This is a genomic window from Malikia spinosa, from assembly GCF_002980625.1.
GTDB classification, from domain to species: Bacteria; Pseudomonadota; Gammaproteobacteria; order Burkholderiales; family Burkholderiaceae_C; genus Malikia; species Malikia spinosa.
This window is the reverse complement of sequence record NZ_PVLR01000001.1, coordinates 44,251-56,542: the sequence shown is the minus strand read 5'-3', so window position 1 is coordinate 56,542 and position 12,292 is coordinate 44,251. Positions and strand designations below refer to the sequence as shown.

11 protein-coding genes are annotated in these 12,292 nt (G+C 64.2%); 4 read left to right on the top strand and 7 right to left on the bottom strand.

Features of this window, described 5'->3' with window-relative positions:
* Positions 1–13 precede the first annotated feature (13 nt).
* The 3 genes from lpdA to C6P61_RS00220 form a co-directional block, all read right to left on the bottom strand.
* Positions 14–1,441: a dihydrolipoyl dehydrogenase gene (gene lpdA, locus C6P61_RS00230; protein WP_105727914.1), complete on the bottom strand. Its 1,428-nt coding sequence runs from the start codon at positions 1,439–1,441 to the stop codon at positions 14–16.
* A 181-nt stretch (positions 1,442–1,622) separates the two neighbouring features.
* Positions 1,623–2,870, bottom strand: coding sequence for a 2-oxoglutarate dehydrogenase complex dihydrolipoyllysine-residue succinyltransferase (gene odhB, locus C6P61_RS00225; RefSeq protein WP_105727913.1), 1,248 nt, complete (start codon positions 2,868–2,870; stop codon positions 1,623–1,625).
* Between the two features lie 60 nt (positions 2,871–2,930).
* On the bottom strand, positions 2,931–5,807 hold the full coding sequence (locus tag C6P61_RS00220; protein WP_105727912.1) for a 2-oxoglutarate dehydrogenase E1 component: 2,877 nt from the start codon (positions 5,805–5,807) through the stop codon (positions 2,931–2,933).
* Here C6P61_RS00220 and C6P61_RS17855 point away from each other — a divergent pair.
* The gene (locus C6P61_RS17855) at positions 5,806–5,979 is read left to right on the top strand and encodes a hypothetical protein (protein ID WP_161125761.1); all 174 of its coding nucleotides are present in this window, start codon (positions 5,806–5,808) and stop codon (positions 5,977–5,979) included. The two genes, C6P61_RS00220 and C6P61_RS17855, sit on opposite strands and share 2 nt — an antisense overlap.
* Before the next feature lie 84 nt (positions 5,980–6,063).
* On the opposite strand, the gene C6P61_RS00215 is transcribed toward C6P61_RS17855, so the two are convergent.
* Both C6P61_RS00215 and C6P61_RS00210 read right to left on the bottom strand, forming a co-directional pair.
* Positions 6,064–7,977, bottom strand: coding sequence for a propionate--CoA ligase (locus C6P61_RS00215; protein WP_280524097.1), 1,914 nt, complete (start codon positions 7,975–7,977; stop codon positions 6,064–6,066).
* Between the two features lie 142 nt (positions 7,978–8,119).
* Entirely contained in the window at positions 8,120–8,731 is a 612-nt protein-coding gene (locus C6P61_RS00210) for an isochorismatase family protein (RefSeq protein WP_105727910.1), read from the bottom strand.
* Positions 8,732–8,812: 81 nt separating this feature from the next.
* Here C6P61_RS00210 and C6P61_RS00205 point away from each other — a divergent pair, with 81 nt between their 5' ends.
* The 3 genes from C6P61_RS00205 (at position 8,813) to C6P61_RS00195 (ending at position 11,158) form a co-directional block, all read left to right on the top strand.
* Positions 8,813–9,370, top strand: coding sequence for a C40 family peptidase (locus C6P61_RS00205; protein WP_105727909.1), 558 nt, complete (start codon positions 8,813–8,815; stop codon positions 9,368–9,370).
* Positions 9,371–9,745: 375 nt separating this feature from the next.
* Positions 9,746–10,687, top strand: coding sequence for a TerC family protein (locus tag C6P61_RS00200; RefSeq protein WP_105727908.1), 942 nt, complete (start codon positions 9,746–9,748; stop codon positions 10,685–10,687).
* A 48-nt stretch (positions 10,688–10,735) separates the two neighbouring features.
* A complete protein-coding gene (locus tag C6P61_RS00195; protein WP_105727907.1) occupies positions 10,736–11,158 on the top strand; it encodes a universal stress protein in 423 nt (140 codons plus the stop codon).
* 129 nt (positions 11,159–11,287) lie between these two features.
* Here C6P61_RS00195 and C6P61_RS00190 read toward each other — a convergent pair whose 3' ends face one another.
* Both C6P61_RS00190 and C6P61_RS00185 read right to left on the bottom strand, forming a co-directional pair.
* On the bottom strand, positions 11,288–11,695 hold the full coding sequence (locus C6P61_RS00190; RefSeq protein WP_105727906.1) for a hypothetical protein: 408 nt from the start codon (positions 11,693–11,695) through the stop codon (positions 11,288–11,290).
* A 2-nt stretch (positions 11,696–11,697) separates the two neighbouring features.
* Positions 11,698–12,276 carry a Panacea domain-containing protein gene (locus C6P61_RS00185; RefSeq protein ID WP_105727905.1) on the bottom strand — a complete coding sequence of 193 codons (579 nt, stop codon included), beginning with the start codon at positions 12,274–12,276 and terminating at the stop codon, positions 11,698–11,700.
* Positions 12,277–12,292 lie beyond the last annotated feature (16 nt).

Here is a 12,292-nt window from a genome sequence, read left to right as displayed (position 1 = left end):
CCTGCAGTGCCGCTTAGAAGTTGAGGGTGCGCTTGTCGACTGCCAGCGCGGCTTCCTTGGTCGCTTCCGACAGCGAGGGGTGCGCGTGACAGATGCGGGCGATGTCCTCGGCACTGGCGCGGAACTCCATCGCGACCACGGCCTCGGCGATCAGCTCGGAAGCCATGGGCCCCACGATGTGCACGCCCAGGATCTCGTCGGTCGCGGCGTCAGCCAGGAACTTAACCATGCCGGTGGTGTCGCCGAGCGCACGTGCGCGGCCGTTGGCCAGGAACGGGAAGCTGCCGGCCTTGTACTTGACGCCGTCGGCTTTCAGCTGCTGCTCGGTGCGGCCGACCCAGGCGATCTCGGGGCTGGTGTAGATGACCCAGGGGATGGTGTTGAAGTTGACATGACCGTGCTGGCCGGCGATGCGCTCGGCCACGGCAACGCCCTCTTCCTCGGCCTTGTGCGCCAGCATCGGGCCGCGCACCACGTCGCCGACCGCCCAGACGCCCGGCAGGTTAGTCTTGCAGTCGCCATCGACCAGGATCGCGCCGCGCTCGTCGAGCTGCAGGCCGACGGCTTCGACGTTCAGGCCATTGGTGTTGGGCACGCGGCCGATCGAGACGATCAGCTTGTCGGCGTCGAGCTTGACTTCCTCGCCCTTGGCGTTGGTGTAGGCAATCGAGACGCCCTTCTTGAGCGACTTGATCTCGCCGACCTTGACGCCGAGTTCGATCTTCAGGCCCTGCTTGTCGAAGGCCTTCTTGGCTTCCTTGGCGATCTGCTCGTCAACCGCGCCCAGGAAGGTCGGCAGACCTTCGAGGATGGTGACGTCAGCGCCCAGGCGGCGCCAGACCGAACCCATCTCGAGGCCGATCACGCCCGAGCCGATCACGGCCAGCTTCTTGGGCACCGCGCCGACGCGCAGCGCGCCGTCGTTGGACAGCACGTTGACTTCATCGAACGGGACGCTGGGCAGCGAGCGGGCATTGGAGCCGGTCGCGACGATGACCTGCTTACCCACCAGGGTCTCTTCGGCCTTGCCGGCGACCTTGATCTCGTAGCCGCCCTCGACCGCCTTGACGAACGAGCCGCGGCCGTGGAAGAAGCTGACCTTGTTCTTCTTGAACAGGTACAGGATGCCGTCGTTGTTCTGCTTCACGACGTTGTCCTTGCGCGCGATCATCTTGGCCACGTCCATCTTGACGGCGCCGGTGCTGATGCCGTGCTCGGCGAAATGGTGGTTGGCGTGGTCGAAATGCTCGGACGACTGCAGCAGGGCCTTGGACGGGATGCAGCCGACGTTGGTGCAGGTGCCACCCGGAGCGGCGCCGCCGGCGGCGTTGGTCCACTCGTCGATGCAGGCGACCTGGAAGCCGAGCTGGGCGGCACGGATGGCTGCGATGTAGCCGCCGGGGCCGGCGCCGATGACGATGACGTCGAATTGCTTGCTCATGATGTTCTCTTTGAATCTGGCAGCGCGCGCCGCTGCGGGCGGCTGCCGTTAAATCTAGGCGGCTTGGCAAAAAGCCCACCAAGGGGCAGACCGGAGGTCGGACCTGATGGGTGGGCTCTTGATGGTTCAGTGAAGGGAGACGCCACGCCGGGCGCGGCATCGTCGCTTCAGTTCAGCTGGTTCAGATGTTGAACAGCAGGCGGGCCGGATCTTCCAGCGCGTCCTTCATGGCGACCAGGCCCAGCACGGCTTCGCGGCCGTCGATGATGCGGTGGTCGTAGGACATTGCGAGGTAGTTGATCGGACGGATCACGATCTGGCCGTTCTCGACCACGGCGCGGTCCTTGGTCGCGTGCACGCCCAGGATGGCCGACTGCGGCGGGTTGATGATCGGGGTCGACATCATCGAGCCGAAGGTGCCACCGTTGGAGATCGAGAAGGTACCGCCGGTCATCTCTTCGATGCCCAGCTTGCCTTCAGCGGCCTTCTTGCCGAACTCGGCGATCTTCTTCTCGATGTCGGCAAAGCTCATCTGGTCGGCGTTGCGCAGGATCGGCACCACCAGGCCGCGCGGCGAACCGACCGCGATACCGATGTCGAAGTAGCCGTGGTAGACGATGTCGTTGCCGTCGACCGAAGCGTTCAGGACCGGGAACTTCTTCAGGGCGTGCACGGCAGCCTTGACGAAGAAGCTCATGAAGCCCAGCTTGCAGCCATGCTCCTTGGTGAAGCTGTCCTGGAACTTGGAGCGCATCGCCATCACCGGAGCCATGTTGACTTCGTTGAAGGTGGTCAGGATGGCGTTGGTCGACTGCGACTGCAGCAGACGCTCGGCGACGCGGGCACGCAGACGGGTCATCGGCACGCGCTGCTCGGGACGCTCGCCCAGCGAGATGGGCGCAGCAGCGACCTGCTGCAGTGCGGCCTTGGGCGCAGCAGCCGGAGCCGGTGCGGCCTTCGGAGCGGCGGCGGCAGCCAGCACATCACCCTTGGTGACGCGGCCGTCCTTGCCGGTACCGGCAACCGAACCGGCAGCCATGCCGGCGTCAGCCATCAGCTTGGCAGCAGCCGGCATCGCGACGCCGGCCATCGAGGCGGAAGCCGGAGCAGCGGCAGCAGCAGCCGGGGCGGCAGCGGCTGCGGGAGCGGCGGCCACGGCAGCAGCCGGGGCAGCGGCAGCGGCCTTGCCGTCGGTGTCGATGCGGGCGATGACCTGGTCGGAAACCACGGTGCCGCCGTCGCCGACGACCAGCTCGACCAGCACGCCAGCCGACGGGGCCGGCACTTCGAGCACGACCTTGTCGGTCTCGATCTCGATCAGGATCTCGTCAGCCGCGACGGCCTCGCCCGGCTTCTTCTTCCACTGCAGCATGGTGGCTTCGGCCACGGACTCGGACAGTTGCGGGACTTTGACTTCGATGATAGCCATTTTGTATTCTTCCTCTTGTCAGGTATGCGAAGGGGCGCCCTCCGGGGGCGCCCCACTGGTTCACTTGGTCAGCACGAAGCCCTTGAGCTTGGCGAATGCGCCTTCGATCAGGGCCTTCTGCTGGTCCTGGTGCAGGTGCGAGTAGCCCACGGCCGGCGAAGCCGAGGCGGCACGGCCGGAATAACCCAGCTTCTGGCCGGCCAGCATGTTCTCGTGGATGTAGTGCTGCACGAAGAACCAGGCACCCTGGTTTTGCGGCTCGTCCTGGCACCACACCAGATCGCTCGCGTTCGGGTACTTCTTGAGCTCGGCAGCGAAGGCCTTGTGCGGGAAGGGATAGAGCTGCTCGACGCGGATGATGGCCACGTCGTCAGAGCCCTTCTCGGTGCGCTTCTTGACCAGGTCGTAGTAGACCTTGCCAGAGCAGGCGATCACGCGCTTGACCTTGGCGGCGTTCTTGACCACCTCGGCGTTCTGCTCCGGGATCACGGTCTGGAAGCTGCCCTTGGTGAACTCGGTCAGCGGCGAGGTCGCGTCCTTGTTGCGCAGCAGCGACTTCGGGGTGAACAGCACCAGCGGCTTGCGCAGGTTGCGCACCATCTGGCGACGCAGCACATGGAAGATCTGGCTGGCCGTGGTCGGCTGCACGATCTGCATGTTGGTGTCGGCCGCCAGCTGCATGAAGCGCTCGAGGCGGGCCGAGCTGTGCTCGGGGCCCTGGCCTTCGTAGCCGTGCGGCAGCATCATGACCAGGCCGTTGGCACGACCCCACTTGACTTCGCCCGAAGCGATGAACTGGTCGATCACGACCTGGGCGCCGTTGGCGAAGTCGCCGAACTGGGCTTCCCAGATCGTCAGCGTGTTGGGCTCGGAGCCGGCGTAGCCGTACTCGAAGCCCAGCACCGCCTCTTCCGACAGGATCGAGTCGATCACGACGAACGGCGCCTGGTTGTCGGCGACGTTTTGCAGCGGCACGTAGGTGCCCTCGTCCCACTTCTCGCGCTTCTGATCATGGATCACGGCGTGACGGTGGGTGAAGGTGCCGCGGCCGCAGTCCTCGCCCGACAGGCGGACCGGGTAGCCGGAAGCCACCAGCGAGGCGAAAGCCATGTGCTCGCCCATGCCCCAGTCGACGTTGACCTCGCCCCGGCCCATGGCAGCGCGGTCGTCATAGACCTTCTTGACCAGCTGGTGCGGGTTGACGCTGGCGGGAATCGTGGTCAGCTTTTCGGCCAGACGCTTCCACTCGGTCAGCGGGATCGCGGTGTCGGCGGCATCGGTCCACTTCTTGCCCAGGAACGGGCTCCAGTCGACCGCGTACTTGCTCTTGAAGTTGCTGATGACCGGGTTGACGGTGTGGCGGCCTTCGTCCATCGCGGCGCGATAGGCCTTGACCATGTCGTCGCCCAGCGAGTCACCCAGACCCTGGGCGGCCAGCTTGTCGGCGTACAGGCGACGCGTGCCGGGGTGGGCTGCGATCTTCTTGTACATCAGCGGCTGGGTCAGCGCCGGGGTGTCTTGCTCGTTGTGGCCGAGCTTGCGGAAGCAGATGATGTCGATCACGACATCCTTGCGGAACTCCAGGCGGTACTCGAGCGCGAGCTGGGTTGCCAGCACCACGGCTTCCGGATCGTCACCGTTGACGTGCAGCACCGGCGCCTCGATCATCTTGACGATGTCGGTGCAGTACAGGGTCGAGCGCAGGTCGCGCGGGTCCGAGGTCGTGAAGCCGATCTGGTTGTTGATGATGATGTGGACGGTGCCGCCCGTGGTGTAGCCACGGGTCTCGGACAGCGCCAGCGTTTCCTGGTTCACGCCCTGGCCGCCGAAGGCGGAGTCGCCGTGCACCAGCACCGGCAGCACCTGGGCGCCGACCTTGTCGCCGCGACGGTCCATGCGCGCGCGCACCGAGCCTTCGACCACCGGGTTGACGATCTCGAGGTGGGACGGGTTGAAGGCCAGGCTCAGGTGGACCGGGCCACCGATGGTGCTGATGTCCGAGCTGAAGCCCTGGTGGTACTTGACGTCACCGGCCGGCAGGTCTTCCGGTGCGGTGTGATCGAATTCGGCGAACAGGTCCTTGGGCATCTTGCCCAGGGTGTTGACCAGCACGTTCAGGCGGCCGCGGTGGGCCATGCCGATCACGATTTCCTGCACGCCCTTGGCGCCGGCTTGCTGGATCAGCTCGTCCATCGAGGCGATGAAGCTCTCGCCGCCTTCGAGCGAGAAGCGCTTCTGGCCGACATACTTGGTATGCAGGTAGCGCTCAAGGCCTTCGGCCGCGGTCAGGCGGTCCAGGATATGGCGCTTCTTGTCGGCATTGAAAGCCGGCTTGGCGCGCACGGTCTCGAGCTTTTGCTGCCACCAGCGCTTTTGCGTCTGGTCGGTCGTGTGCATGAACTCGATGCCGATCGAGCTGCAGTAGGTCTCGCGCAGCGCATTGAGCAGCTCGCGCAGCGACATCTTGTCCTTGCCGAAGAAGGTGTTGCTGACATCGAAGACGGTTTCCTGGTCGGCACTGTTGAGGCCGTAGAAGGCCGGATCGAGCTCAGGGATGCTGGGGCGCTCGGTGCGCTTGAGCGGGTCGAGGTCAGCGAAACGCTGGCCGACGTTGCGGTAGGCGGCAATCAGCTGCTGCACGGAGGTGCGCTTGCGGCCCATTTCGGCGTCGACGCTGGCGACCACGGTCTGGGTCACACCGCTCTTGGCGCGCTCGGCGAAGGCATTGATGACCGGCAGGTGCGGCACATCGCGGGCATCGCTGCCGTCGACGGCAGGCACATGCTGCAGGGCATCGAAGTACTCGCGCCAGTTCTCGGGCACGCTGGTCGGATCGGCCAGATAGTTTTCGTACATCTCTTCGACATAGGGCGCGTTGCCGCCGAAGAGATAAGAGTTACCGCTGTAGGCGGTGTAGACGTCGTTCGTCTGGCTCATGGATTCGCTGACCTCCGTTTCCCTCGGGGAAACATTAGCTGGTAAAAAAACCTTCCGCGACACGGCTGGACCGGTTGGCGGATGCGACAGTGACTGGAAGGAACTGAAGCAACCCCGGATTGTGCCACTGTTCGTCGATGGACGTAACTCGCTCGATACGCCCAGCGCATGAAGATAGCATGAATGCCGGCCCCAGGCCGGCTCCAGCAGTCGTGGTTTATACGGGGTAGACAGCCCGCAGGAAGCAGCCGCCGGATCAGGCCAACTGGTCCTTGATCTGCTGCAGTGCCGCCGGATCGTCCATCGTGGTCAGGTCGCCGGGGTCGCGGCCTTCGCAGACGGCCTGGATCGCGCGGCGCAGCAGCTTGCCCGAGCGGGTCTTGGGCAGCGTGCCGACGAAGCGCACCATGGCCGGACGCGCGACCGCGCCGAGTTGCTCGTCGACCGTCTTCATGATCTCGAGTTCCTGCTCGCGTGCCGAGGCGGCATCGACCGCGCGCGAGGCGTCCTTGAGCACCACGAAGGCGACCGCGACCTGGCCCTTGAGCTGGTCGGCCATGCCGACCACCGCGACCTCGGCCACGTTGGCGTGGCTGGAGATGCTCTCCTCGATCTCGCGCGTGCCCAGGCGGTGGCCGGCGACGTTGATCACGTCGTCGGTGCGGCCCAGGATGAAGAAGTAGCCGTCGGCATCCTTGACGCCCCAGTCGAAGGTGCTGTACATGGTGCGGCCATGGATGCTGCTCCAGTAGGTCTTGACGTAGCGCGCGTCGTCACCCCAGATCGTCTGCAGGCAGCCCGGCGGCAGCGGGCCCTCGGCCGCGATCACGCCCTTCTTGCCAGGCTCGGTGATTTCCTCGCCGGTGACCTCGTCGATCAGGCGCACGTCGAAGCCGTAGACCGCCTTGCCGGGCGAACCGAAGCGGGTCGGTGCCGGCTCGACGCCGTTGCAGATCGCCATGATCGGCCAGCCGGTTTCGGTCTGCCAGTAGTTGTCGATGATCGGCTTCTTGATCGCGTCGGCCATCCAGGTCGCGGTCGGCTCGTCGAGCGGCTCGCCGGCCAGGAACAAGGCCTTGAGGCTGGACAGGTCGTACTTCGTCAGATAGGCCGGGTCCTGTTTCTTCAGCACACGGGCAGCGGTCGGGGCGCTGAACATCACGCTGACCTTGTATTTCTCGACCAGGCTCCACCAGATGCCGGCGTCGGGCCGGGTCGGCAGGCCTTCGTACATGATGGTGGCCATGCCGTTGATCAGCGGGCCGTAGATGATGTAGCTGTGACCGACCACCCAGCCGATGTCCGAGGTCGAGAAGAAGGTCTCGCCCGGCTCGCCCTGGTAGATATGCTTCATCGAGGCGGCCAGCGCCACGCAATAGCCGCCGGTGTCGCGCTGCACGCCCTTGGGCTTGCCGGTGGTGCCCGAGGTGTAGAGGATGTAGCTCGGGTGGGTGGAATCGACCCACTCGCAAGGCACCGGGGTGTCCAGGTACTGGGCACGCAGCGTGGCGTAGTCGACATCGCGACCGGCCACCGGCGCCAGATCGGCCAGGCCGCGGTTCACCATCACGACGCTGGCGGGCTTGTGCGCGGCCAGCTCGATTGCCTCGTCGAGCAGGTGCTTGTAGGGCACGACCTTGCCGCCGCGCATGCCGGCGTCGGCACTCACGATCACGGTCGGCGTGGCGTCGTCGATCCGGCTCGCCAGCGCATGGCTGGCAAAACCGCCGAACACCACGGTGTGGACCGCACCCAGGCGCACCGCCGCCAGCATCGCGAAGCAGGCCTCGGCGATCATCGGCATGTAGATCAGCACGCGGTCGCCCTTTTTCACCCCGAGCGCCTGGTAGATGGCGGCGAAGCGCTGCACTTCCTCGTGCAGCTCGCGGAAACTGTAGGCCTTCTCGACGTTGGTCTCGGTCGAGACGAAGATCAGCGCGTTCTGCTCGGCGCGATCCTTCAGATGGCGGTCGACCGCGTTGTGGCAGAGGTTGGTCTGGCCGCCCTCGAACCAGCGCGCAAACGGCGGACGGTCGTAGTTGCAAACGCGGTCGTAGGGCTGGTGCCAGTCGACCCCCTGCGCCTGCTCGGCCCAGAAGGCATCTCGATCATCGATCGAGCGGCGGAAGAACGCTTCATAGTTTTGGGAAGCAGGCATGTCAGTCTCCAGCAGTTTCCGCGGTGCGGAATGAAAAATAATAGATTCATAATTATGAATCTCCTGCTTGCAGTGGGCTGACAAGCTGACTCCGCCCGATCAGTCCTGAAGCGAACGGAACCGGCCCGGCTGGCCCCAGCCGGGCCAGCCGGGCTTACTTGACCCGCTGCAAGATGGTGCGGAAATCGGGGTGGTCGGCGTCAGCCAGCCATTCGTAGATGACCATCTCGCTCGTGACGAGTTCGATTCCGTTGCCGGCCAGGCGGTCGAAGGCGGCATCGCGGTCGCGTTCGCGGCGCGAGGCACAGGCATCGGTCACGACCCAGACATCGAACTCCTGCTCGAGCAGGCCGAGCGCGGTCTGCAACAGGCAGATATGGGCCTCGCAGCCGGCCAGCACGATGACGTTGCGACCCGGCGCCTCCGGTTGCTGCGGTTTTTGCAGGTGCTTGGGCAGGCTGCGGGCGTTGCCACCGGTGCGCTGGGGCCGCGCCGGCGGGCGCAGCGCCTGCACCAGGTCGGACTGGGTGGCATCGAAAGCCATCTTGGGAAAGGTCGCTTGCAGCAGCGGCTGCAGCTCGGGCGTCATGGCACCCAGACCCTCGGGGTTCTGTTCGGTACCCCAGGCCGGCACGCCCAGGATCTGCGCGACCTCGGCCAGCAGCACGGCGCGCGCCAGCGCCTCCTCGCCCTGGTGCAGCGCCTTGAGCATGCGCGGCTGGTAATCGACCAACAGCAATTGACTTTCTTCAGCGTCCAACAACATAGGTTTTTCTCCGGGTTATCACGGGTTTGTTACGAGGCGCAATTTAACCATGCTGTCATGTCCACCAGTTAGAATGAAGGAATGCGTTCATTGATCATTGCCATCGCTCTCGCCTCGGTCTGCGGCCTTGCCGCTGCCGAGCCCGCCAGCCAGGCCGACCCCGTGGGCGAGCTGGTGGCCAGCAAAGGGCTGATGTCACGCCTTGAAGGCGTGCGCCAGAACATGAGCTCGGTCGCCTCCGAGCTGGTCGTCAACGCCATGGGCTTCCTTGGCGTGCGCTACAAGTACGGTGGCAACGATCTTGAGGACGGCGTGGACTGCAGCGGCTTCGTGCGCGCAATCTACGAGCAGACCCTGGGCATGGTGCTGCCGCGCCGCGCTGCCGAACAGGCGCGCGCGACCCAGACCATCAGCCAGGACGAGCTCAAGCCGGGCGATCTGGTGTTCTTCAACACCATGCGCTCGGCGTTCAGCCATGTCGGCATCTACATCGGCGACAACAAGTTCATCCATGCCCCGCGCAGCGGTGCGCAGGTGCGGGTCGAGGACATGCGCCAGAGCTACTGGGTCAAGCGCTTCAACGGCGCGCGTCGGGTCGACGCTGGCGCGGGCAGCATTCCCCTGCCCTTGCCGCGCTGAAAGCCGCCGTCGGCATCTGGCCGCACCGCCGAAACAACCGCCTCGGGCCAGCCCGCAGGCGGTTTTTTCTTGCCGGCCCCATGTGCGGCGAAAAAAGACATGCCCCGCTTGCCAGGACCTGTGACGTGATCCTCCGTCTTTTCCTGAAGGTTCGTCAGCTTTCCACGCTCCCGGCATCAGGCTGACAATGCAAGTTCCCTCGAGGGGAGTAGCAAGCCAGCCAATCCGGCTGAAACGGATGCGCTGGTGACAGCTTCCGTCAATACGTGGCCCGCTCACCAGCGGGGCGCCGGATCTGTCCCTCCCGGCTCATGAGCCGGCGGTTGCAAGACCTTGCGGGTGTTGTTCAACACCTTTGCTGCAAGGACTTCTTCCGTGGAAACCATCGCTCCCCTCTGGCTATGGATGGCGTTTGCCGGCTTCGTACTGGCCTCTCTGTTCGTCGATTTTGTGGTCCTGAGCAAGCAGGGCGCCCATGTCGTGGGCGTGCGAGAGGCGCTCAAGTGGTCGCTGGTCTGGGTGGTCCTGAGCTTCCTGTTCAACAGTCTGCTCTGGTGGGCGGTAAAGGACAGCACTGGCTCTGTCGCGCTGGCCAACGAGAAGTCCCTCGAGTTCCTGACCGGCTATCTGATCGAGAAAAGCCTGGCAGTCGACAACATCTTCGTGTTCCTGCTGATCTTCAGCTACTTTGCCGTCCCCCCGGCATTCCAGAAGCGGGTGCTGATGATCGGCATCATCGGTGCCATCGTGCTGCGCACCGTGATGATCCTGGTCGGCGGCTGGTTGCTGGCCCAGTTCCACTGGATCCTGTACCTGTTCGGCGCCTTCCTGATCCTGACCGGCATCAAGATGTGGTGGGCCGCTGGCAAGGAGTCCGACCTGGAGGACAACCCGGCGCTCAAGCTGCTGCCGGTCAGCCAGCACTATGAAGGCGAGAAGTTCTGGACTGTCGAGAACGGCAAGAAGATCGCCACCCCGCTGCTGATGGTGGTGGCCCTGGTCGGCCTGACCGACGTGATCTTTGCGGTTGACTCGATCCCGGCCATCTTTGCCATCACCAAGGACCCGTTCATCGTGCTGCTGACCAGCAACGTGTTCGCCATCCTGGGTCTGCGCGCCATGTTCTTCCTGCTGCAAGCCGCCGCCAGCCGCTTCCATCTGCTGAACTATGGCCTGGCAGTGATCCTGGTGTTCATCGGCAGCAAGATGCTGCTGATCGACATCTTCAAGATCCCGGTGGCCGTGTCGCTGGCTGTGGTGCTCGGCATACTGGCCATCACCATGATCTGGAGCGCCAAGACCGCTCCCAACACCTGATGGCCCGGCTGATCCAGCACCCCCTGTCCACCTTACCGGAGCACTGTCATGAAGATCCTGCTTGCCGTTGACGGCAGCCTGTTCACCCAGAAAATGCTGGCCTACCTGACGACGCACCCCGAGTTGTTCGGACCGCACAATCAGTTCATGGTCTTTACCGCGGTGGCTGCCCTGCCGCCGCGGGCCCGGGCCGCGGTTGGCCATGATGTGGCCAATGGCTACTACGAGGAGGAAGCGGCCAAGGTCGACGGGCCGGTGCTGGCCTACCTGGCAAGCAACGGCATCAGACCCGAAGTCAAGCACCAGGTCGGGCCGGCCGGCGAGCTGATTGCCAAGGCCGCCACCGACGGCAGCTTCGATCTGGTGCTGATGGGCTCGCATGGCCATGGCGCGCTGGGCAACCTGGTGCTGGGGTCGGTGGCGACCCAGGTGCTGGCACACTGCAAGGTGCCGGTGTTGCTGGTGCGCTGATGCACCGGTCTTGAGCTGGGCTGGCAAGCACCGAGGCGGCTTGCCAGCACTATAAAAATCAGCAAGCGCGAATCGTGCGCCACTACGGCCACCATGCCAGCGTCTGCTGGCCGGGAAGCACCAGGCCAGTTACACCAGCTTCCTCAGAATCATCTTGTACTCCCTCGAGATGCGTGTTGACTTAAGGGCTCCCTCGAAGATGCGCTGGATCAACTCGGGAGAACATGGTTCCTTGACATCAAAAATCCCTTCAGACACCCTCGCCTCGACATGCTCTGCCTGCTCCAGACGGGTGAAGCGGTAATCGACGAAGCTGTCATGGCGTATGAAGGGGTGGTCTCCAGGCTTGAGCAAGCAGCTCTCATCGACGACGAGGCCAGGCTTGATGCTCACGACCGAAGCCAGCAGAACCAGCGGCTTCGATCCATAGCCTTCGACCGGAACGGGATCGAGCAAGATGGCGAACAAGTGCCGTTTTTCGCCCGGTCCCGAGGGAATCAGCAGCGACTCCCCCTTGGCACAACGCCAGCCCTGCACGCTCAGACGAATGCTTGATTAATGTAACGTTGCTCGTGCAACCGACGGGACAAGGCCTCGACTTGCGCTGGGCTGTGACCTACTGCCTTGAGCAGACGCGCATAGGGGATGTCGTGACTGCCGCCCAAGGGGTCAACCCACTCCGGGCAAGCATCGGTATGGGTATAGTCTCGCAACCGGTACTTGTCCCAATGACCGAACTGCTTCCAAGTCTCTGCTAGGCACTCGAGATCGCTGTCGCTCAAGACGAGCAGATCTTGCTCGGGCGAGCGGATCATGCTGGCATCCTTGAGCGCCACATCGTAACCAGAACGGTCACCCACCCAGGTGTCCCAGCCGCCTTCTCTCGAAGACTCGCAACCTCCGCTGAGGTCGTATGTTCTAGAAAGAACCGGACCATGCGGCATCGAGACCAGGCGATCTCCAGTGATGGAATCACCGTAGCGCTTGAACGACTCGCGTTCGGCCAGGTAAAGGAGCTTCATCAACTTGAGGATGGGCAACTGGCCGCCAGCCCGAAACAGCAGGTACGCCGCAGCCTGCGCGGCCTTGCGTTCGTCAAACAGGCTGTACTGGTTCATGGCTTGCTTCTGGGAT